The organism is Enterococcus faecium (genome assembly GCF_029023785.1).
In the GTDB taxonomy this organism is placed as follows: domain Bacteria; phylum Bacillota; class Bacilli; order Lactobacillales; family Enterococcaceae; genus Enterococcus_B; species Enterococcus_B faecium.
Genome location: NZ_CP118955.1, coordinates 599,975 through 621,250 on the forward strand (window position 1 = coordinate 599,975; position 21,276 = coordinate 621,250).

The following is a 21,276-nucleotide window of genomic DNA, read 5'->3' on the forward strand; positions in this document are numbered from 1 at the left end:
CAGTTTCTCGGTATTAAGCCAAATTTATACAAAAATGTGGAAAGCCATTTCACAAAATTTTTCTTAATACGCGAAACTAAGCGACTTTTTCACAACCTCTCGATAAACGGTGTTCAATCAGCTGACCCTCGGTATTAGCTCAAAAAATGGCAAAATATGAGGAACTATTTTTCCATTTGTCTCTCTAATACTCAGGTCAGAACGCTGATTTTACAACCTCTTAATAAACGGTGTTCAAAAGCTTGCATCTGCGGTAATAAGCCTAACCAAACGAAAAATAGGAGAAGCTATTTTTGTTTGGCTGTTCTTATTACTTGATGCAGGGCAGCTTTTTCACAACCCCTTATTCACGGCGTTCCAGAAGTAGCTTCTTCTTATTTCTTGAAGCTGATAACTTCTGGAACATTCTCTTTTTTTATTTGGACGGATAATGGTCATTCCATTTCTTTGATCATTTTTTTCATTTTGTCGATCTCTTCTTCTTGTGCCTGAATGATTTCTTCCGCTAATTTTTTTACTTCAGGATCTTTTAAATCAGCTCGTTTACTTGCCAGGATAGCGATAGAATGATGAGGAATCATGGCCTTCATCCAAGCTGTGTCGTTGACAGTAGTTTGGCTTCGTACCATAAACAAGGAACCGGCAAAAACAAGAAGACTAGCGGCTAAGATCATAACATTTATCTTTTTGTTTTCATACATTTTCCACATGAACAACAGCATGATGACTGCCATGACTGCACCCATCATCAACGCCATGAATACTCGTGTACGACTGAAGAAGATATGATCGAGCGCATAGACATTCAAGTACATCATACCAAACATAACTACCGTTGAAACACCGATCATCAACAAAAACTTCCAATACTTTTTCATTTAAAACAAACTCCTTTTTTTCATTCCTTTCTTCTATCATGTCATGAGCATGGAGAACAATCAATTATTTTGCACAGAGGGTTTTTGAATACCGTTTACCAAGAGGTCATGAGACTGTTTATTCGGAAAAAGGAGTTGCAACAAGACTTTTGTCACAACTCCTTTCTTCAATAGCTCCATCTATTCCACATAAATAAAATAAAATTTTCTATCGATTTCATTCATTCGTCAATACGAACGCATCATTCTTTTTTTGATAACTGAAATAAATGAACAGGTAAAGCAGGCCAGTCAATACAGTTACCCCAATGGAGTTCGTGAACAGGATACCAAGGAAAATCAATCCTAAGACAGCTAATGCAAAAAAGCTGATTCCTTTATCCCATAATGTTCCTTTTCTTAGTGCCAGTACAAAGGATGCCGCACTGATAATGATCCAGATCAATAATACTGTATACGAAAGGGAACCTGCCAGATAGCCAAATAATTTGTCACCGACAAAATAAGAAAGAGCTACACCAAGATAAAGAACACTGGTACAAAATAAAACAGCACGTTGCGGTACTTGATGCTTGTTTAAAACAGCTAGTTTTCTAGAGGAACCTTTTCGATCCTTCAAACGGAAGAACAAAATTCTTGAAGATGCATACACACCCGAATTGATAGATGAGAACAAAGCAAGGACAATCACAAAATTGACGATATCCGCTGCAAATGGGATATTCATTTTTTCAAATACCATCACAAAAGGACTGACATTCGTGCCTGCTAAAGTATTCCAAGGAAAAAGAATCAAAAGCAAAAACAAAGGAATGATGTAAAAGGAAATGATTCTTCCCATGACACCTTTGATTGCTTTAGGAATCGCACGTTTAGGATCATCTGCTTCGCTTACCGTGATAGCAATCAGTTCAGAACCGCCGTAAGAATAGATAACTACAAGCAAAGAACTGATGATTCCCTTCATACCATGAGGAGTAAACCCACCATGGTCAGTCAATTGCTGAAGGGTAGGGAAAACGCCTGTGCCCAACATTTGCTGACCGACAAGATAAGTAGCAAAAATGATCAGTAAGATAATGACACTGATTTTAGCAAAAGCCAGCCAATATTCTGTTTCTGCGAATAACCGTACCGAATAAAGATTGATGATCGTAGTTAAAACAGCCAACATAAAAACAAATACCCAGGCTGGAATGTGCGGGAACCACAACTGCAAAAAGGAAGCAGCTGCAACAGCTTCAGCGATGATATTGATAATCCACATAGACCAGTAGACCCAATCAGTAAAATCAGCAGAATGAGCACCTAGATAAGGGCGTATCAAACCAGATAATCCGTGATGCGTGTCGCCACCGCTTAAAACGATTTTTCCCAGACCTTTCATCACGATATATAAAATCAGCCCACCAATCAAAAAAGCAATCAATACAGAAGGGCCGGCGATCCCAATCGCTTCGCCACTTCCTTTAAATAGACCTGCACCGATTGCTCCACCTAAAGCTAACATGGTGATATGTCTGGAGCTAAGTTGTTTTTTCAATTTTTTATCTTCCATAAATGACCTCTTTCTTTTAAATTCACAATCAAAATTTATATTAAGAATAAATAGCAATATTTAACAATGACTAATGATAACAAATTTTCAGACAATTACAACTATTCAGAAAACTTTTAGGCGAATTTTAATAGAAGAATGATTTATTTCATCATATTTTCATACAAATGTTAAATTTTCATACAAATATAGGAAACGTTTTACTGGCTTTTTACTATTTAAACAGGCTATCATAGGAAAAAGTGACAGAGAAAGTGAGGCGGAAAAGATGAACAAAAATGACGTACTGCTAGTTGCAAAAAATAAATCACTTTATTTTTTGCCTTCCATCCGCTCTTTAGATGTTTGGTCCGGAAAAGATTTACTACAGTCGGAATTCATTAAATCAGCTAGACAACAGTTGGCAAATTATCAGCTGATCGTTTTTTTAGATTATGGATTTGATATGGAGATGGCTCGACGCGTGCGCCCATTTACCAATGCAAAAATTGTGTTATTTTTTTGGAATCACTTCAAAGCAGAACACGAGGCGATGCTGAAGCAGGCACAAGATGAACCGGCAATCGATGAGATTTATCATTTTGATTTTTTGGAAGCAAAAGAACTTGGGCTGAAACATAATAGTTCATTTTATTCGAAACATATGAATTTTTCTTCTAGCGAACCAAAGACGGATCTATTTTTTGGTGCAACGAATAATGGGAGAAAAGAACGAGCAGAAAGCTATAAGCAGGAATTTATAAAAAGAGATGTTACGACCAACTATTTCATTCTTCCACATCGAGGGAATGAACAACCTGGATATCTTACTTATGAAGAGTACCTGAAAAAAACAGGGGAATCGCGCGGGATTCTGGAACTGTTGCGGGAGGGTCAGCAAGGAGTGACTTTGCGGACATTTGAATCCATGTATTTTCAAAAGAAACTAGTGACGGATAATCAAGCGATTGCTCATTATCATTTTTATCGTCCTGAAAATATTTTTTTGCTTCGAGAACGTGATTTAGATGAATTACCGGAATTTCTGCATACACCATTTAAGCCAATCCTATCAGAGCTATTGGAATTTTATGATGCAGAAAATTGGGCAAAACGATTTATCACTAACGATTCCACTATTTATGAGCAATACGAATATGACCTCTCCTCTGTTGAAAACAAATAAAAAACCTACATTTTGAAGAGATTATGTACTGAAACAAACAAGCACAATTCTTATGGCATCATGAGAGTTGTGTTTTCTTTTTGATCTTTTATTGGGCTTAAAAAAAGAGAACCAGCTGCTGATTCAGCTGATTCTCATCAGAGAGCCTTTTATTCTGCGCCAAGGATTCCTTCTTTTGCATGGACTAATTGGGTCAAAAAGGCACAATATGGTGTAGCAATATCATATTTTTGTCCTTTTCGCCAAATGGCACCATTGATGTAGTCGATTTCAGTCAAACGATGGTTTTTGATCAGGTCTTGGTACATAGATGGGTAATGCAACCCGATGTTGTCAGGATCATAAGTAGAAGCAATATGTTGGTACACTTCTTCTTGATCTAGTATGATTCCTTCTTTTGCTGCGATAGAAGCAAATTCAGATACGATTGTTCGAACCATGCTCTCTGCCGCTTTTTGCGCGCCTAGTTCAGCAATATTACAATCCAAAATCGTGCATAAACCATTCAATGTTCCATTTACACAAGCTTTTCGCCAAATGGAATAACGAACGTTATGGCTATAGATCGGATTTAAATTTGCTTCTTGAAAGACTTCTACAACTTTTTTTGTAAATGCTTCGCCTTCTGGTTCCAAGTTCTCTAGTTCGATTTCTCCATCACCTAACAATGTGACTTTTCCGGGACCAGCTAGACCAGCTGTCCACATCGTGATCCCAAATAAGATATTTTTCTTTGGCACATATTTTTCCAGTACATCTTCATGACCTAATCCATTTAGTAAACACAAAACATAAGTATTGTCAGTAATAATGGATTGGATCGAACAAAACATATCATCTAATTGATTGGCTTTTGTTAATGCTACGATCAAGTCCACGTGTTCGTTGCTTTCGATGATTTCTTCTGGTGAATAGATTGGCAGTTTTGCGACCACTTCTTTACCGTTAAAGTCAGCAATCAACCCATTTGTACGAATGGCTTCAATGTGAGCAGGCCAACGATCGATCAAGAGGACCTCATTTCCGCTTTGATGTAGCATCAATCCGATTCGGCTGCCCATTGCTCCGGCCCCAGCTATTGCGATTTTCATGTTTTTTCTCTCCTTTATTCAATGAGTTCCCTTTTAGTATATAGAAAAATGGAAGAAAATAGCATTGTTTTGTTTGAAAAAAATGAAAAAAAGTGTCTTACTTAAGAAGAAAGTGAGGGATACAGATGGATATTTTGGCGGCAATTGATTCATTTAAAGGAAGTGCTTCTTCATTTGAACTAAATCAGGCAGTTCTAAATGGCTGGGAAGATCGTAAAGGAAGAAAAATCAATGTGCCGATTGCAGATGGCGGAGAAAATACTGCAGAAGCAATCTATTACGCGCTCAGGGGAACATGGCGTACCATTGATGGGATGGATCTCTTATTCCGTCAGCGAAAAATCAGCTATTTATTGACAACTTGGCAAGGAAAAAACACCGCAGTCATCGAATCTGCACAAGCATTGGGGTTAGATCTACTTGATAAACCAACGGATCAAACTATCCGACTTGCTTCCAGTTATGCCTTAGGAGAACTTATTAAAGATGCACTGCTTCAAGAAGTAGAACAAATTATTGTCACTTTAGGAGGAAGCGGGTGTAGCGATGGTGGTCTAGGATTACTCCAATCCTTGGGTGCTTCTTTAGAAGGGTACACAGAAGGAAATCCTTTATTATCTACTAAAAAACTTCATTTTGATCGAAGAAACGTTCTTGTTTCTAAAGTAAAATTGATTATCGCTGCAGATGTTACCAATCCATATACAGGTCAACAAGGAGCTGCTTGGCAATTTGGAAGACAAAAAGGAGGAATAGATACGACGCTAGCTTTCTTAGATAAACAAGCAGGAAAGATTGCTCAGCAAATAAAAGATTTCTGGGAGGTGGATTTAGATGATATTCCAGGAAGTGGAGCAGCAGGCGGTATTGGTGGAGCCCTTTTTTTGTTGGGAGCGAAGATGGTTTCTGGTTTCGATTTAGTCAGCCAAATCACTGGATTGGAAAAAAAGATCGAACAAGCAGATGTCATCATTACAGGAGAAGGGCGGATCGATCAGCAAACGATCCACGGAAAAGTTCCATACGGTGTAGCAGTGCTTGCAAAAAAATATCGAAAACCAATAATCGCTATTTGCGGAAGTAGAGACCAAGAGCTAGAAGGACTTTCTGATTTTCTCCCAATTGTCTTAAGTATTCATTTGGGTCCAATAGGTTTAGAAGAAGCAATGGAACACAGGCAAACATTAGAAAAAACAAAAATCTTAGGACAGACACTTAGCAGATTTTTCACCATCCTCCCGAAGTAGTTGACAAAATCATTTTCTTTATGCTATCGTAATTTCAAATATAGGACAAAGTGAGGGATCCGTGCATTGAAAAATTAAGTCGATTGATGAAAGCTGCATTCAGACTGTACCTTGTGGAGACAAGGAAGCAGTGTGCAGATTTTCGGGATTGGCTTGGTTTTTTCGATGTATGGGTCTTTTTGTGTGTATCCAACCCTTGCATCCTCTTTAGCCAGTTCTGAAAATAGGACTGGTCTTTTTTTACGAGGTGATGGAAAATGTCTAAAATCGAAATAAAAAATCTGACATTCGGCTACGACAGCCAAGGCACATTATTATTTGAACAAGCAAATCTAAATTTTGACACACAATGGAAACTAGGACTTATCGGACGAAACGGTCGAGGAAAGACAACTTTACTGAATATTCTACAAAACAAACTACCTTATCAAGGGCAAGTAATCCATCAGCAAGAATTTGCCTATTTCCCGCAACAGACAAAAGATAAAGAACGTTTAACCTATTACGTGTTAAATGATATTACGGATTTTGAGATATGGGAAATCGAAAGAGAGCTCCAATTGATGCAAACAGATCCTGAAATCTTATGGAGAGAATTCAGCACACTATCGGGGGGAGAGAAGACAAAAGTCCTACTGGCACTTTTATTTGTGGATGACACTCATTTCCCGTTAATCGATGAACCAACGAATCATTTGGATATCTCTGGTAGAAAACAAGTAGCGGCTTATTTGAAAAAGAAAAAACAAGGCTTCATCGTGGTCAGCCATGACCGGGGATTTATCGATGAAGTAGTGGACCATGTTTTAGCAATCGAAAAAAGTCAACTGGAACTTTATCAAGGGAATTTCTCTATCTATGAAGAACAGAAAAAACTTCGTGATGAATTTGAAATGGCTCAAAATGAAAAATTGAAAAAAGAAGTCAGTAGGCTAAAGAAAACAGCAGCTGAAAAAGCCGAATGGTCTCGTTCCCGAGAAGGAGATAAAACAAAGAAACAAGTCGGATTCATCGATACTGAATCTAGACGAGTGAATAAAGGAGCAGTGGGTGCTGATGCTGCACGGACGATGAAACGATCCAAAGCAATCGTGAATCGGATGGAGACCCAGATCAGCGAGAAAGAAAAACTATTAAAAGATATCGAATATATCGATTCTTTGACGATGAATAGCCAAGCGTCTCACCATAAGCGACTTTTAAGCGTAGAAGATCTTCAATTAGGGTATGAAAATCTGTTATTCGAGCCAATTCATTTTACAATCGAGCCTCATCAGCGGGTGGCGATTTCAGGTCCTAACGGTGCAGGAAAGTCATCCATTATCCATTATCTTCTGGGGGCATTCAACGGCAAGGTTATAGGAGAAAAATACCAGCCAAAACATCTGAGCATTAGTTATGCAAGCCAAAATTATGAAGACAATCGAGGAACGTTGGCGGAATTTGCAGAGAAAAACCAAGTAGACTACCAAGCATTTTTGAACAACCTCCGAAAGCTTGGGATGGAAAGAGATGTTTTTCATAACAAGATCGAGCAGATGAGTATGGGCCAACGGAAAAAAGTGGAATTGGCTAAATCTTTATCACAGCCAGCTGAACTATATACATGGGATGAACCATTGAATTATTTGGATGTCTTCAATCAAGAACAATTAGAACAACTGATCTTGAACGTGAAACCTGCCATGTTACTAGTGGAACATGATCAAACCTTCCTGGATAAAGTATCTACTGAGATTATTTCTCTTGAGAGAATCTAACCCTTGTAATCTCAAGAACAACAAGGTATGGTTAAGGGGAACTTTGCCAACGAAGGAGAGAATCACATGCTTTATGTAACGAGACACGGAGAAACAACTTGGAACGCACAAGGATTAGTTTGCGGACGGGCAGATGTGCCGCTGACTGAAAAAGGACAGATGCAGGCACAGAAACTAGCAGAAAAGGTAGTAGATTTGCCTGTTCCAATCACGAAAATCATCCATTCCCCTCTTCAACGAGCAAGAGATACAGCACAAGCAGTTGCTGATCGTCTCAGCTTGCCGCTGACCGTTGATGAACGATTGGTAGAAATGGATTTTGGGGATTATGATGGACTGCCAAGCAAAGATGAGAACTTTCAAAAAGCACGTTTAGCGTTCGCTGTACGATTCCCAAATGGGGAGTCAGTCTTAGATGTGTATGCACGGATCGTTCCTTTATTGAAAGAATGCATCGAAGACGAAGAAAATGTCTATCTGTTAGTTTGCCATAATGCCTTGATAAGAGTGATCAATGCTTATTTTCATCCGATGCCTAATGAGGGGTTCTTTACATTCATGGTAGATAATACAGAATTGGTTTCTTATGAGTAATTATGTTTTTGTGTTATTTAAATAAAATATTTCAAGGCACTGCTTTTGCTTAGCAGTGTCTTTTTTAGGTTATGACAATTCTTTTGATAATATAAACTCAACCTTTAGAAATGAAATTTAATTATTTTAATAAAAGTATTGAAATTTTGTTTCTTTAGATATATACTCTAGTCATAGAAATGAAGACGGATACAGAAAAAGAGGGATAATATGTTTGGCTTTTCAATATTTATGAACGATTCTTTGTCAGAAGAGAAGAAACAGTATATCCGCCAAATGGCATCCAATGGCTTTGTCGGTATTTTCACTTCCATGCATATACCAGAAGATGATGTTTCGGCATATCAAAAGCGATTGATCGAACTAGGAAGCGAAGCGAAAAAGAATAAACTAGAATTGATGGTCGATATTTCAGGAGAGGCATTGGAACGAGCGGGTTTTTCATTAGAAGATCTAACGCCTTTGAAAGCAATTGGTGTAACAGGTTTAAGAATGGATTATCATATTTCCAATCAGCAGATTGCCGACTGGTCACATCAATTGAAAATCAGTTTGAATGCTAGCACGATCACGCCTAAAGATATCGATGAATTGAAAGAAGCAGAAGCTGATTTCTCACAGATTGAAGCTTGGCATAATTATTATCCACGTCCCGAAACAGGGCTGGACAAAGAATGGTATCAGAAAAAAAATCAATGGCTCAAAATTCAAGGTCTCCTTGTCCAAGGTTTTGTACCAGGAGATACAGAGTTGAGAGGCCCACTATATCAAGGATTGCCAACTTTGGAAGAACATCGAGGGATCCATCCTCTTGCAGGCGCTCTAGATCTATTAGCAAGTAACACGGATATTGTTTACATCGGAGATGCAGGTCTGTCAGAAAACGTTCAGGAGCAATTTGCTTCTTTCCAAAAAGAACAGACAGTCTTGCTCCATACGGAACCTGTAGATGAAGAATTTTACGAATATATATTAGGGAAGCATACGAATCGGCAAGACGATGCAAGAGATGTCATACGAAGCGCAGATGCACGTTTTCGAGAGATTCCGCCTATCCCAGCAAGAAATACAGCTACGCGTATGAAAGGGTCTATTACTTTAGATAACGAAAAGTATTTGCGCTATATGGGTGAGATCCAATTAACCAAATATGATTTGCCAGCGGATGAAAAAGTGAATGTAGTAGCTAAAGTTATCAAAGAAGAGCTACCATTGATCAACCAAATCAAAGCTGGTATGAACTATCAATTTATAAGAAAAGAAGGAAGATAAAAATGAGCAAAATCAATTTAGAGAACCTAACAACGGAACGCAGAAACCAAGAAACTTTTGGATTAGATGAGATGAGTATTTCTCAAGCCGTTCAACTAATGAACAAAGAAGATCAGAAAGTGGCCGCTGCGGTTGAAAAAGAACTGACAAGTATCGAACCAGTGATTGCTAACACGATTGAGTCCTTTAAAAAAGGTGGACGTCTGATTTATATGGGAGCCGGAACAAGTGGAAGACTAGGTGTGTTAGATGCTGCTGAATGCGTACCGACATTCGGTGTAGAACCGGAAATGGTCATAGGTCTAATTGCTGGTGTAGAAGAAGCAATGACTGTAGCTGTCGAAGGGGCCGAAGATTCTTATGAGCTAGGGCAAGAAGATCTAATCAAGCTGAATTTGACAAAAAATGATATAGTTATTGGTATCGCAGCTAGCGGTCGTACACCATATGTGATCGGTGGATTAGATTACGCAAAATCGATCGGTGCTGTCACAGGAACGATTTCTTGCAATAAACAAGCCGAAATCAGTAAACACGCGGATTTCCCAATCGAAGTCGATGCAGGTCCAGAATTTTTGACAGGCTCTACTCGATTGAAGTCAGGAACAGCACAAAAACTTATCTTGAATATGATTTCTACTATCAGTATGATTGGTATAGGTAAAGTATTCAATAACTTGATGGTCGATGTCAAACCAACAAATGAAAAACTAATCGAACGCTCAAAACGAATCATCATGCAAGCGACAGAAGCTGATTACGAAACAGCTGAAAAGTACTTTGAAGAAGCAGATCAAAATGTTAAGCTGGCTATCGTCATGATTTTGACAAATAGTGATAAAGAGGAAGCTCAAGCAAAATTAGCTGAAGCAAACGGATTTGTAAAAGGGACCTTATGAGGGGGAAAAGACCATGGCAAAAAACGAACTGACTTTGGAAGAACTGGCAAAACAAATTTATAAAGGGGCAGGCGGCATGGGCAATGTAGAAAGCATTGTCCACTGCATGACTCGTGTGCGTATGAAGATCATCAATGATGATCTTGTAAATGTCTCTGAATTAAAAGCGATTCCAGGAGTGCTTGGTGTAGTAGAAGATGAACAGCTTCAAGTCATCATCGGACCTGGGAAAGTGAACAAAGTAGCACAGCAAATGGTTGATTTGGCAGGCGTGAAATTAGGAGAAAAACTTTCTTCTGTAAGTGCAGCTACAGCAAATTCATCAGCATCTGGAAAAGACCGTGTAAACGAACGGGCACAAGAAATGAAAGCGGCACAAAAATCGAAACAAAAACCATCTAAAATCAAATCGGTATTAAAAGACATTTCTAATATCTTTGTGCCAATGATTCCTGCATTTGTCGGTACTGGGATCGTGGCAGGGATTGCCGCAGTTTTAGCAAACTTAGTCACAGCCGGAACACTTGATGCAGCAACATGGCAACAATATATCGATGTGATGAACATCTTGAAAAACGGGATGTTTAGCTACCTAGTTATCTATACAGGTATCAATGCTGCACAAGTTTTTGGTGCAACACCAACTCTTGGTGGAGTTATCGGGGCCGTTGTGATGCTGACAGGGATGAATCCGGAAGCACCACTGAAAAACTTATTTACTGGTGAAGCTCTTGCAGCTGGACAAGGTGGGATCCTAGGTGTCATCTTCGCTGTTTGGCTATTGTCAATCGTTGAGAAAAAACTGCATAAAGTAGTACCTGATGCGGTAGATATCATCGTTACACCAACTCTTTCATTGATTGCCATCGGTCTGATTGAAATTTTCTTCATCATGCCTTTAGCAGGTTTCATTTCTGATGGCATGGTCGGTGGGATCAACTGGGTACTTGGCGTTGGTGGAGCATTTGCCGGCTTCGTTCTAGGCACATTATTCTTGCCGATGGTTATGTTCGGACTGCATCAAATTTTGACTCCAATCCATGTGCAAATGATTGATGAAACTGGTCGTACGCTATTGCTTCCAATTCTTGCGATGGCTGGTGCAGGACAAGTGGGTGCAGCATTGGCATTATGGATTCGCTGCAAAAAAGATAAAGAATTAACAGAAATGATCAAAGGAGCTTTACCAGTCGGGATCCTAGGAATCGGCGAACCATTGATTTACGGAGTAACATTACCTCTAGGACGCCCATTTATTACTGCTTGTATCGGTGGAGGTATCGGCGGGGCAGTGATCGGAATGATCGGAAATGTCGGGGCTATCGCTATTGGACCTTCAGGAGCCGCTTTGATCCCATTGATCTCTGACGGTAAATGGTTAGGCTACATCCTTGGATTATTGGCAGCTTATGCTGGTGGCTTCGTTGCTACATTCTTCTTCGGTATTCCTAAAGACCGTTTAGAAAAAGAAGAATTAGCGACTGAAACAGCCACAGTAAATGAAGTGCCTGAAAAAGTAGTACCTCAAACTTCAGCTGAAAGTGTGACTATCCTCTCATCAGTTGCTGACGGAACAGTTGTTTCTTTAGATAAAGCAAGTGATCCAGTTTTTGCACAAAAGATGATGGGTGAAGGCTACTTTGTAGAACCAGAAAACGGACATATCTATTCTCCAGTTACTGGGGTAGTCAGCTCTGTCTTCCCAACGAAACACGCTATTGGGATCACAACGCCAAATGGTTTAGAAATCTTGCTTCATATGGGAATCAACACAGTTGACTTAGGCGGTACGCCATTTGATGTGAAAGTAACAGAAGGGCAGCAAGTGACACCTGATACGCTTGTAGCAGAAGCTGACTTAGAAGCGATCAAAGCAGCAGGCAAAGAAACATCCATGATCGTCTTGGTAACCAATATGGATCGTGTAAAAAACTTTGTCTTGGAAAAAACAGGTAAAGCAAAAGCAAAAGCACCTGTGATGGATGTCAAAGCTTAATATGATAGAAACAATAGAAACGAAAGAAGAAACTGAAATCTATTTTTCAGCTTCTTCTTTTTTATTATTTATTGTTTTCTGCTAAAATCTGATAAATTCGTGTCACATCAGATGGTGTTCCCCGTAATTCATAATCTGCCAAGAAAGGAAAGCCAAATGTTTGTGCATATTGTTTGGCTGTTAGACAATACTGATTATTGAAGTTTTTATTTCCGCTACCGACTACACCAAGACAAAGTTTATGATTGTCTTCATGTTCCAGATATTCACGCATCGTTTCGGTCAAGATTTCTGTATCACCGTTATCTAAACCATTTCCGCCGTCTAAATAAGTAGGAACGAAAGTAAAAAATGGTTCTGTTTCTTTCGTAAAATCACTATTTTCATGGATTTCTTTTAAAGTAACTTCAGGATTGACAGGATCTTCTGCATGCATTTTTTCAGCATATTCTGCTAGATGTTTGGCAAAGGCACGCGTATTTCCTGAAATCGATATATATAAAATGTTCATGGATCATCCTCCAATTCTTTCCTTTTAGTATAGCATCTTTTTTAAGTTTTTTGGTGGTGTAATTTGGAAAGGGACTAGGCGCTTTGCTTGTATAATGAGAAAAAAGCCGGTAGAATTATATTTCTATTAAAGTTTTTATTAATTAAGTAAAAATAAAAAAGGTTTGTTATACTTTTTGATAAAAGCGGTTTTATTTTGGAGGATGCTTACATGGATACAGAGCAACAGAAAAAAGGAATTGGTTTAATTCCACTTGCTGCCTTAGTAATTGGTTCAGCGATTGGAGGTGGCGTATTTGGTATTATGACGGACATCTCCGGATCGGCTGGCGGCCCAGCTATTTTCAGTTGGGTACTCGTAGGAACAGCAATGTTGATGCTCTCCTTGTCGATCAATAATATCAATAAAAAACGTCCAGATTTAAAAGGCGGGATCTTTAGTTACGCAGAAGAAGGTTTTGGCCGTTTCGCTGGTTTTATCAGCGGTTGGGGTTACTGGCTCACATGCTGGTTAGGCAACGTAGCTTTTGCAACATTGTTGATGAGCGCATTAGGATATTTCTTCCCAGTATTTGAAGGTGGGCAAAATCTGGCATCGATCGTGATGAGTACAGTCTTTTTATGGGGATATGCATGGCTAGTGAATCGGGGAGTCGAAAATGCTAGTTTCGTCAATGCTATCGTCACATTCTGTAAATTAGTGCCATTATTTTTATTTATTGTAGTAGCTATCAGCACGTTTTCGATCCAACAATTCATTGATAACTTTTCTAGCGACATTATATTGAATGCGAATGGACAGCCGATCCCGTTTTCCAGTCAAGTATTGAGTTGCATCATGGTGATGCTTTGGGTATTTGTTGGTATTGAAGGAGCCTCTGTCGTAGGTTCACGAGCAAAAAAACAATCAGATGTTGGGAAAGCAACGATTCTAGGGATATTCGGCTTGATTATTATTTACGTCTTGGTTTCCATGCTTCCATATGGGACAATGACGATGAATCAGCTGCAAACGATCAAGGCGCAGCCTGCTATGGGCTATGTGTTTGAAATGATGGTTGGTAAATGGGGAGCAGTCGTGATCAACGGCGGTTTGATCATTTCTTTAGTTGGTGTTTGGCTCTCATGGACGATCTTACCGATTGAAACAATGGGAAACATGGCTGAAGACGGACTTTTGCCTAAAGCATGGGGAAAACTCAACAAAAATGGGGCACCAACTTATGCTATCGTATTGACGACGTTATGTACGAATGTCTTTTTACTTTCATTATTATTCACTGACAGTGCTTATAACTTTGCTTACACACTTGGTACAGCAGCTATTTTCTTCACGTGGCTTTTCTTAGGATTGTACCAAATGAAACTTTCTTATCAGCGGAAAGAATGGGTCCAATTTTTAGTAGGGCTTTTAGCAAGTGCCTTTCAAGTATGGGCTATGCTAGTCGTAGCCTTTAATGAAGTAATGCTTGTTCTTGTTCTTTTCTTGCCAGGCATTTATTTTTACCTCAAAGCACGTAAGGAGCAAAACGAGCCTGTACGACATATCCACTTAGATAAGATTTTACTTATAGGTGTGACGATGGTCGGAGTGATTGCAATGGTTTTATTTGCCACTGGGATGCTTCACGTATAGAAGTATAAAAGAAGTATAAAGAGAGGTTGTGAGCCTGTCGTTTATTCAAAAACATACTAGGAAAGGAGCTGTGACACAAATGTTGTCACAGCTCCTTTTTCAGAATAAACGGTGTTTAAGAGACAGCCAATCGGCAATAAGGCTGAACGTCTCTTTCACAGCCTCTTTTTTGATGAGTCATCATACATTTTTTCGCTTAAATACGAGATATCCTAATGCTAAGAACAAAACGATGTAAGCTAAATTACCGAATAGCATTTGATTAGTAGAAAGATGAGTCAATTGCTTCATGATCTCTTCGTTTCCAATTTGGTTTTGCAGATTCAACATACTGATCGGATTCCATTTGATCCACTCCCATTTTTGGATGAGTGCAATAAGGATACCAGATATGATTGACGAAGCAAAATAAAAGACGATTCCTGCTGAGATGGATGCACCGGAACTATTGATAAAGCAAGCAATCATCAACACTAAACTTAAAATCAGCCATAAACCGATATAACTACCCAAAGTATAAGTGAACAAGCTTTGGATCAGTGTTTGACCAGTAGAAACCTTCTCCGTGAAGGAAATCGAAGGGAAAAGAATCAGTTTCATCAACACAGTGACAATAATAGCTAAAAGGTATAAATAAACAGAATAAATAACTAATGTGATCCATTTGCTTACTAATATTTCTCCTCGAGAATACTTTCGATAAAGGAGATTTTTCAATGTACCATATTGTGCTTCCATCGAAATGATCGTGCTTGCAGCTGCAATCATGATAAAGACAATCCAAGATGTGGCACTAAAAAGCTGAGCAGTCATTTCAACTGGATCAATGATCGTCGTGTATTTTTTGGCTAGAAGTGCTGTTCCTATGAGCAAAACAACTAATAGAACAGATAAAACAGCAGTTGACTTTTTCTTGATCAATTTAAATAATTCTTGTTTTACAAGCAATGTCATTTTTCTTCTTCCCCCTTTACTGAATCCAGAATTTCCAATAGAGAAGATTCCAAATCATTCGTCAGATGCTGGACGTCTGTCACATGGATATTTTGTGCAGACAATAGCTGGATCACGGTTCCTAATAATTCTTCGTTTTCTTTTAAAAGCTTGATTTTATCAGGATCTTCCAAAGTATATCCAGCTTCTGTCAAGATCGTTCGAGCAGCTAGATCATTTGTTGTAGAGATAACGATGAAATCTTGCGCTGTTTGGTTCAATTCAGCCATTGTACATTGTTTGATGATCTTTCCTTGATTGATCAGGATCAGCTCATCGACCATTTTTTCAAGCTCGCTGAGTAAGTGACTGGAGATCAAGAAAGAGGTGCCCTGAGTAGCCAAGTCGGTAATGATTTTTCGCACATCTCTTGTTGCTTGTGGATCCAAACCGTTCATCGGCTCATCTAAAATAACGATAGACGGATGGTTCAGTAAGGCAAGAGCAATTCCCAATTTTTGTTTCATTCCCAACGAGTAGGATTTCGCTTTTTTGTGAATGTACTTTTCCATCTTGAGCTGATTCACGATAGTGTCGATAGCAGATACATCGTTGGTTTCAGAGAATAACTTCAGATGATCATAGCCTGTTAAGAATGGATAGATACCCGGGTATTCGATCAATGCTCCTACTTGTTCCAACCCTTTATGACTAGAGGGAGAAATCTCATTTTCACCAATACAGATTGTTCCATCTGAGTAATGGATCAGTCCTAAAATAGCTTTCATGATCGTTGTTTTTCCAGCGCCATTAGGACCTACTAATCCAACGATTTTGCCAGGGGATAAGCTAAAACTGACATCGCTGAGGGCTTGTTTGTGACCAAAGTTCTTGGATAATTCTTGGACCGAAAGACTTTTCAAAAATATTCACTCCTTTTCTATAGATAGTACAAGCATACACCTGATGAGTGGAGAAGTCGCTAGGTCATTGGACTTATTTCTTATTTTTTCATAAAAAAATTGAATATTAAATAAAAAGGCTTATTTTTTCTGATCAGTACTTATTCCAAGTGTCTAGTGGCCGCTAGTAATCTTGATGCCAATGATACTGATGAGTAGCATCCCCACAAAGAACCAAGTGGAAAGATTCAGCTTATCATGAAACAAGACCACACCAATTATGACCGAACCAACTGCGCCAATCCCTGTCCAGATAGGATAAGAGAGACTCATCGGCAAACTTTTGATTGCCTTTGACAAAAAGTAAAAACTAGCAATCATGCCAATCACTGTGTAAAAAGAATAATTGATTTTAGAAAAACCATCACTCCATTTCATCATCGTTGACCAGAATACTTCCAAAATTCCTGCTATGATTAATTCCATCCATGCCATACTTACATTCCTCCTTAACTATAAAAAAATACACAAAAAGAGGAAAATCATCCCTTCAAAGACCTAATGGAATGATCATCCTCTTTATCCTACCCGGTGGCAGATCGTATATCTTTTTCTGTAGTATAGCACACCTATCCAGATATCGGCAATCTCATACTTTTTAGTAAAGTGTACCAAGCACTGACGGATATATCGTTAGCGGAAAAGAAGATGAATGCTTTGCAATTTCATAGAAAGAAGTTGTTATTTATTAATCATTTAAAAAAAACAGTAACTAGACCTTATTTCTATATATTATCGGGCAATAAATTAAAAAAAGCTTTACCTTACAATAAGTAAGATAATTTTTGTGATAAAAAAATAACGAAAAATATTTAAAAATAGTGTCTATTTCGTGAGAAAACAACTATATTTTTTATGTGTTTTGCTTTATAATTAAAAAAATATTGTCATTTTATGGAGGAAAATATATGGAAAATTATCTTAGCCTTTTAGGCGTCTTGATTGTTATTCTCGGGTTTGCATTTAAATTAGACTCGATATTGATCGTAATGGTTGCTTTAGTTGTTACAGCTTTGACTGGCGGTCTTGGCATTCAAGGAATGTTAGAACTTTTAGGTACAAGTTTTGTAAACAATCGCGGGATGGCGATTTTTATCATCATTATGTTGGCAACAGGAACGCTTGAAAGAAATGGTCTGAAAGAATCAGCGGCTTCCTTGATCAAGCGATTCAAGAAAGTATCTGCTGGTATGATTGTAGATATTTATGGGATCTTTCGAATGATCTTTGCGGCTTTTAACGTGAGTTTTGGTGGAGTTGCTGGATTTGTTCGTCCAATCATTTTACCGATGGCATTGGGGACCATCGAATCAAAAGGGTTAGAAGTCCATCCTAAGCATGAAGAAGAACTAAAAGGTATGGCTTCAGCTATGGAAAATGTCTGCTGGTTCTTTGGCCAAGTACTATTCATCGGAGGAGCAGGGGCGTTGCTAGTCCAATCAACACTGAAAGATCTAGGATATGACGTAACATTGGGACAGCTTGCTTTAGTGGAAGTTCCAGTGGCTATCACGGCTTTAGTTGTGGCAAGTGTCTACTTCTATCTTAAAGAAAAGAAATTAGCGAAGAAATATTATCCAGGAAAGGGGCAATAAGATGGACTTTTTTACAAATCCTGATATTTTATTAGGCGATAAATTACTGGAGATCCTTTATATCGTGATGGGACTCGTATTGATTTACACTGGAGTAAGAAATTTAACAGATAAAACCAATCCTCATCGTTATGGGTCAGCCTTTTTCTGGACGGTCTTAGGGGTAGTTATTGCAGGAGGAAGATGGCTTCCGGCAATCGTGAACGGTGGCTTGATCTTTGCGATGACCATACCAGCAATTGCTAAGAAAGTCAGCAAAGGAGAAAGCCGGCTTCCATCAAAAGAATATATGGAAAAAATGTCAGACAAACTAGGAATGAAAATTTTTATTCCAGCTTTGAGTATCGGTGTCTTTGCGATCTTGTTTGCTCTATTTACCAATTTAGGTGCTTTAGTCGGCGTGGGCGTCGGTGTTTTTGCAGCCATGCTAATCTTGATGTTCTTTTCTCGAGATAATCGACCAAGTACATTTTTAGATGATGCAGCAGATATGCTGGGCACAGTAGGGCCGTTAAGCATGTTGCCAATGCTTTTAGCTTCTCTAGGTGCGGTATTTACAAGCGCTGGAGTTGGGACAGTGATTTCCAATGCAGTAGGTACGATCGTTCCAGAAGGAAATGTGAACATCGGCATCATCATTTACGCTCTTGGCATGGTGATATTTACGGTAATCATGGGGAATGCATTTGCGGCCATCACCGTGATGACGGTTGGGATCGGTGCACCATTCGTATTTAGTCATGGAGCGAATCCAGCGTTAATAGGAATGGTTGCATTGACTTGCGGTTTTTGTGGGACCCTGCTGACACCGATGGCTGCTAACTTCAATATCGTGCCTGTAGCGATGCTGGAGATGAAAGACAAATACGGAGTGATCAAAAACCAGTTGTTTATTGCGTTATTTATGCTAGTTTTCCAAATTGCTTATATGATTCTATTTAAATAATAGAAGAGAGGGGTTGTGACAGAATAATTGTCGCAACCTCTTCTAACATTGTAGTGGAACACTATTTTTTTATAAGAATATATTAAGTTTGATCTGTTATGTTATTTAAACTATTGTTTCCTTTATTTACGCTGTTCAAGGAAAATGGTATGATAAAAGATAACCATATGTTAAATCAATCGGACGGAGGAACAACAGATGAAAGTACTAGTAACAGGTTTTGATCCATTTGGTGGGGACAAAGTGAATCCAGCCTATGAAGCAGTAAAAAAAATGCCAGATGAAATCAGCGGTGCTGAAATCATCAAAGTGGAAGTACCGACCGTATTCGAAAAAAGCAGTCAAGTAGTCAAAGAAGCCATCCAACAGCACCAACCAGATGTCGTGATCTGTGTCGGACAAGCAGGTGGGCGGTCAGCAGTCTCGTTCGAACGTGTCGCAATCAATCTAGCAGAAGCAAGAATCCCTGATAATGAAGGAAATCAGCCATTCGATACGGCTTTAGAAGAAAACGGTCCAGCCGCTTACTTTACCTCATTGCCAATCAAAGCAATGACAAAAAATGTACAAGATCATGGTCTACCAGCGTACATCTCTTATACAGCAGGAACATTTGTCTGCAATGATATCATGTATCGTTTGCTTCATTTGATCGAAACACAATTCCCGGCAATTCGAGGTGGGTTCATCCACGTGCCATTCTCACCCGATCAAGTGATCGATCGTCCAGTGGGTACGCCTTCTATGTCTTTAGAAGACATTGCTTCTTCTTTGACTTATGCAGTTGAAGCAGCAGTAGAAAATAAAGAAGATATTTCCGGAAATGCCGGAACAACTCACTAATTTAGCAAGAAACACTGGCTGGTTGCTAACGTTATGTTAGTAGCCAGCTTTTTGTAATTAGAAAGGAAAGAAACAGCCGTGGAAGAATGGCAATCCGTCTTTGAAGAATGGTTTCCAAAAGAAATCAGCAAAAGCTATCCCATCAAAATTTCTAAACAATACACAAGCAGTCAACGTTGGGAGATCTATGCAAAATTAACGAAAAAACAGCGGGAACTAGTCGATAAGCACCGCCGATATCTAATCAGCTCTCGTTTTATGGAAGAACATTATTTAGCTGCAACAGATTGGGTGTTTTCTGACTTCAAGATCAATCCGTTTTTTCGAACAAAACGAAGCCAGCAAAAATTGTATTGTGAGTGTGGTAGAGAATTAAAAGTGCAATACATCGTTAAATCGCCAAAAACCGGAAAGATCCTAAAACTAGGCATCAACCACTTTGCCGATCACCTGCATGTCTCTCCGACAGTGGCAGCTTCGATCCATCAGGGAATGACAAAAGTTGATCTGGCCTTAGACGAATTATTATGGCTTAAGCAGAAGAATATCGATTTTCCTGAAGGACTATGGCAAAAATACTGTTTTGTCTTGTACCAAAATCGTCGGATGAAACAGCCATATTTACCGGATATAAAATTAGCTCAGCGGCTCGCAGAATTTCGCCAAGTAGAAATGCCGATTTACATAGCGGATTATCAAGCATTGGAAAATGAAATCAAGAAAATAAGTGAACACATCAATGGGCAGTCAAAAAAGCGACAGATAAAAAAAGAACTATTTGACGACTTTGCAGAAGAATTAGTAAAGGATGTAGAAGAATTCTTGATCAACTATCGCGCATTTTTACGTAAAGATTGGCAATCCATCGTATATGAAGAAGTGCCAGTACATCCTAATGCTTATTTTGAAACATTTATTTCCGTGTTGAGAAAGACAAAACGTCAACGAACACCAGAAGTCACTGCTCAGATGGAATATTTTGCGAAAAACCAACGATTCATCCAACCAAAAATCTATCTATTTATTTGGAAGCAATATTGTCGCTATGGTTTTACAGAAGGGTTCTTCGACAGCATTCCTCGGATAGTCAGAAATGGTTTTTTAAAAGTATTGCGTAAAGAACGAGAAGCTATACAATCTGCTGATAAGAAAGACCGTACAGTCTCAAAAGAAAAATGGCAACTAGTAGTGAAAGATATCCAATCTGGAAATGTGCAAGAGACAATCGACAAATGGAAAGGAAAACATTATCGTTTTACTGAAGCTCAGAAACAAGCGTTGGAATATTATCAGAAGTTAGAAGAATCACTGCGTTTCAATGATGAGGCAAGAAAGTATCTGAAGGAATTACTATAAAAAATAGAGGCTGGGACAGAAGAGTTTAACTCCAA

At 38.8% G+C, this 21,276-nt stretch carries 19 protein-coding genes; 12 read left to right on the forward strand and 7 right to left on the reverse strand.

Annotated elements, in window-relative coordinates:
* Nucleotides 1–434: 434 nt before the first annotated feature.
* Together PYW34_RS02780 and PYW34_RS02785 are read right to left on the reverse strand one after the other, a co-directional pair.
* Nucleotides 435–878, reverse strand: a complete 444-nt coding sequence (locus tag PYW34_RS02780; RefSeq protein WP_002296181.1) for a DUF305 domain-containing protein — start codon at nt 876–878, stop codon at nt 435–437.
* 217 nt (nt 879–1,095) lie between these two features.
* Nucleotides 1,096–2,436: an amino acid permease gene (locus PYW34_RS02785; RefSeq protein ID WP_002296179.1), complete on the reverse strand. Its 1,341-nt coding sequence runs from the start codon at nt 2,434–2,436 to the stop codon at nt 1,096–1,098.
* Nucleotides 2,437–2,704: 268 nt separating this feature from the next.
* On the opposite strand from PYW34_RS02785, the gene PYW34_RS02790 reads away from it, so the two are divergent.
* The gene (locus tag PYW34_RS02790) at nt 2,705–3,601 is read left to right on the forward strand and encodes a hypothetical protein (RefSeq protein WP_002290034.1); all 897 of its coding nucleotides are present in this window, start codon (nt 2,705–2,707) and stop codon (nt 3,599–3,601) included.
* Nucleotides 3,602–3,750: 149 nt separating this feature from the next.
* Here PYW34_RS02790 and PYW34_RS02795 read toward each other — a convergent pair whose 3' ends face one another.
* Complete coding sequence (locus tag PYW34_RS02795) at nt 3,751–4,692, reverse strand: 2-dehydropantoate 2-reductase (RefSeq protein WP_002296177.1); 942 nt, start codon at nt 4,690–4,692, stop codon at nt 3,751–3,753.
* A 125-nt stretch (nt 4,693–4,817) separates the two neighbouring features.
* On the opposite strand from PYW34_RS02795, the gene PYW34_RS02800 reads away from it, so the two are divergent.
* The 6 genes from PYW34_RS02800 to PYW34_RS02825 all read left to right on the forward strand — a co-directional run bounded on the left by PYW34_RS02800 (nt 4,818) and on the right by PYW34_RS02825 (nt 12,460).
* Nucleotides 4,818–5,939 (forward strand): glycerate kinase, encoded by a 1,122-nt coding sequence (locus PYW34_RS02800; protein ID WP_002289891.1) that lies wholly within the window; start codon nt 4,818–4,820, stop codon nt 5,937–5,939.
* A gap of 257 nt (nt 5,940–6,196) precedes the next feature.
* Entirely contained in the window at nt 6,197–7,699 is a 1,503-nt protein-coding gene (gene eat(A), locus PYW34_RS02805; RefSeq protein WP_002296175.1) for an ABC-F type ribosomal protection-like protein Eat(A), read from the forward strand.
* Nucleotides 7,700–7,765: 66 nt separating this feature from the next.
* Nucleotides 7,766–8,293 (forward strand): histidine phosphatase family protein, encoded by a 528-nt coding sequence (locus tag PYW34_RS02810; RefSeq protein ID WP_002296174.1) that lies wholly within the window; start codon nt 7,766–7,768, stop codon nt 8,291–8,293.
* A 210-nt stretch (nt 8,294–8,503) separates the two neighbouring features.
* On the forward strand, nt 8,504–9,565 hold the full coding sequence (locus PYW34_RS02815) for a DUF871 domain-containing protein (RefSeq protein ID WP_002321136.1): 1,062 nt from the start codon (nt 8,504–8,506) through the stop codon (nt 9,563–9,565).
* Between the two features lie 2 nt (nt 9,566–9,567).
* Nucleotides 9,568–10,464, forward strand: a complete 897-nt coding sequence (gene murQ, locus PYW34_RS02820; RefSeq protein ID WP_002334450.1) for an N-acetylmuramic acid 6-phosphate etherase — start codon at nt 9,568–9,570, stop codon at nt 10,462–10,464.
* A gap of 13 nt (nt 10,465–10,477) precedes the next feature.
* Nucleotides 10,478–12,460, forward strand: a complete 1,983-nt coding sequence (locus PYW34_RS02825) for a glucose PTS transporter subunit IIA (RefSeq protein WP_002321137.1) — start codon at nt 10,478–10,480, stop codon at nt 12,458–12,460.
* A gap of 64 nt (nt 12,461–12,524) precedes the next feature.
* Here the strand turns inward: PYW34_RS02825 and nrdI are convergent, their stop codons facing one another.
* Complete coding sequence (nrdI, locus tag PYW34_RS02830) at nt 12,525–12,971, reverse strand: class Ib ribonucleoside-diphosphate reductase assembly flavoprotein NrdI (protein WP_002287091.1); 447 nt, start codon at nt 12,969–12,971, stop codon at nt 12,525–12,527.
* Between the two features lie 210 nt (nt 12,972–13,181).
* On the opposite strand from nrdI, the gene PYW34_RS02835 reads away from it, so the two are divergent.
* Nucleotides 13,182–14,606 (forward strand): basic amino acid/polyamine antiporter, encoded by a 1,425-nt coding sequence (locus tag PYW34_RS02835; RefSeq protein ID WP_002328510.1) that lies wholly within the window; start codon nt 13,182–13,184, stop codon nt 14,604–14,606.
* 180 nt (nt 14,607–14,786) lie between these two features.
* Here the strand turns inward: PYW34_RS02835 and PYW34_RS02840 are convergent, their stop codons facing one another.
* From PYW34_RS02840 to PYW34_RS02850, 3 genes are all read right to left on the reverse strand, one after another.
* Complete coding sequence (locus PYW34_RS02840) at nt 14,787–15,560, reverse strand: ABC transporter permease subunit (protein WP_002287088.1); 774 nt, start codon at nt 15,558–15,560, stop codon at nt 14,787–14,789.
* Nucleotides 15,557–16,462 carry an ABC transporter ATP-binding protein gene (locus tag PYW34_RS02845; RefSeq protein WP_002287087.1) on the reverse strand — a complete coding sequence of 302 codons (906 nt, stop codon included), beginning with the start codon at nt 16,460–16,462 and terminating at the stop codon, nt 15,557–15,559. The genes PYW34_RS02840 and PYW34_RS02845 overlap by 4 nt, the downstream gene beginning before the upstream one ends.
* A gap of 153 nt (nt 16,463–16,615) precedes the next feature.
* On the reverse strand, nt 16,616–16,936 hold the full coding sequence (locus tag PYW34_RS02850; RefSeq protein ID WP_002287086.1) for a DMT family transporter: 321 nt from the start codon (nt 16,934–16,936) through the stop codon (nt 16,616–16,618).
* A 473-nt stretch (nt 16,937–17,409) separates the two neighbouring features.
* Between PYW34_RS02850 and PYW34_RS02855 the strand changes: the two genes are divergently transcribed.
* The 4 genes from PYW34_RS02855 to PYW34_RS02870 all read left to right on the forward strand — a co-directional run bounded on the left by PYW34_RS02855 (nt 17,410) and on the right by PYW34_RS02870 (nt 21,241).
* Entirely contained in the window at nt 17,410–18,096 is a 687-nt protein-coding gene (locus tag PYW34_RS02855) for a DUF969 domain-containing protein (protein WP_002287083.1), read from the forward strand.
* A gap of 1 nt (nt 18,097) precedes the next feature.
* Nucleotides 18,098–19,042: a DUF979 domain-containing protein gene (locus PYW34_RS02860; protein WP_002287082.1), complete on the forward strand. Its 945-nt coding sequence runs from the start codon at nt 18,098–18,100 to the stop codon at nt 19,040–19,042.
* A 198-nt stretch (nt 19,043–19,240) separates the two neighbouring features.
* A complete protein-coding gene (gene pcp / locus PYW34_RS02865) occupies nt 19,241–19,885 on the forward strand; it encodes a pyroglutamyl-peptidase I (RefSeq protein WP_002287081.1) in 645 nt (214 codons plus the stop codon).
* Between the two features lie 78 nt (nt 19,886–19,963).
* Complete coding sequence (locus PYW34_RS02870) at nt 19,964–21,241, forward strand: hypothetical protein (RefSeq protein ID WP_002287080.1); 1,278 nt, start codon at nt 19,964–19,966, stop codon at nt 21,239–21,241.
* Nucleotides 21,242–21,276: the final 35 nt, after the last annotated feature.

Coding starts and splice junctions, on each gene's coding strand:
- PYW34_RS02855 (WP_002287083.1), top strand. CDS start 17,410: ATGGAAAATTATCTTAGCCTTTTAGGCGTCTTGATTGTTATTCTCGGG.
- PYW34_RS02800 (WP_002289891.1), top strand. CDS start 4,818: ATGGATATTTTGGCGGCAATTGATTCATTTAAAGGAAGTGCTTCTTCA.
- murQ (WP_002334450.1), top strand. CDS start 9,568: ATGAGCAAAATCAATTTAGAGAACCTAACAACGGAACGCAGAAACCAA.
- PYW34_RS02860 (WP_002287082.1), top strand. CDS start 18,098: ATGGACTTTTTTACAAATCCTGATATTTTATTAGGCGATAAATTACTG.
- nrdI (WP_002287091.1), bottom strand. CDS start 12,971: ATGAACATTTTATATATATCGATTTCAGGAAATACGCGTGCCTTTGCC.
- PYW34_RS02835 (WP_002328510.1), top strand. CDS start 13,182: ATGGATACAGAGCAACAGAAAAAAGGAATTGGTTTAATTCCACTTGCT.
- PYW34_RS02840 (WP_002287088.1), bottom strand. CDS start 15,560: ATGACATTGCTTGTAAAACAAGAATTATTTAAATTGATCAAGAAAAAG.
- PYW34_RS02795 (WP_002296177.1), bottom strand. CDS start 4,692: ATGAAAATCGCAATAGCTGGGGCCGGAGCAATGGGCAGCCGAATCGGA.
- PYW34_RS02810 (WP_002296174.1), top strand. CDS start 7,766: ATGCTTTATGTAACGAGACACGGAGAAACAACTTGGAACGCACAAGGA.
- PYW34_RS02790 (WP_002290034.1), top strand. CDS start 2,705: ATGAACAAAAATGACGTACTGCTAGTTGCAAAAAATAAATCACTTTAT.
- pcp (WP_002287081.1), top strand. CDS start 19,241: ATGAAAGTACTAGTAACAGGTTTTGATCCATTTGGTGGGGACAAAGTG.
- PYW34_RS02785 (WP_002296179.1), bottom strand. CDS start 2,436: ATGGAAGATAAAAAATTGAAAAAACAACTTAGCTCCAGACATATCACC.
- PYW34_RS02825 (WP_002321137.1), top strand. CDS start 10,478: ATGGCAAAAAACGAACTGACTTTGGAAGAACTGGCAAAACAAATTTAT.
- PYW34_RS02815 (WP_002321136.1), top strand. CDS start 8,504: ATGTTTGGCTTTTCAATATTTATGAACGATTCTTTGTCAGAAGAGAAG.
- PYW34_RS02780 (WP_002296181.1), bottom strand. CDS start 878: ATGAAAAAGTATTGGAAGTTTTTGTTGATGATCGGTGTTTCAACGGTA.
- PYW34_RS02850 (WP_002287086.1), bottom strand. CDS start 16,936: ATGGCATGGATGGAATTAATCATAGCAGGAATTTTGGAAGTATTCTGG.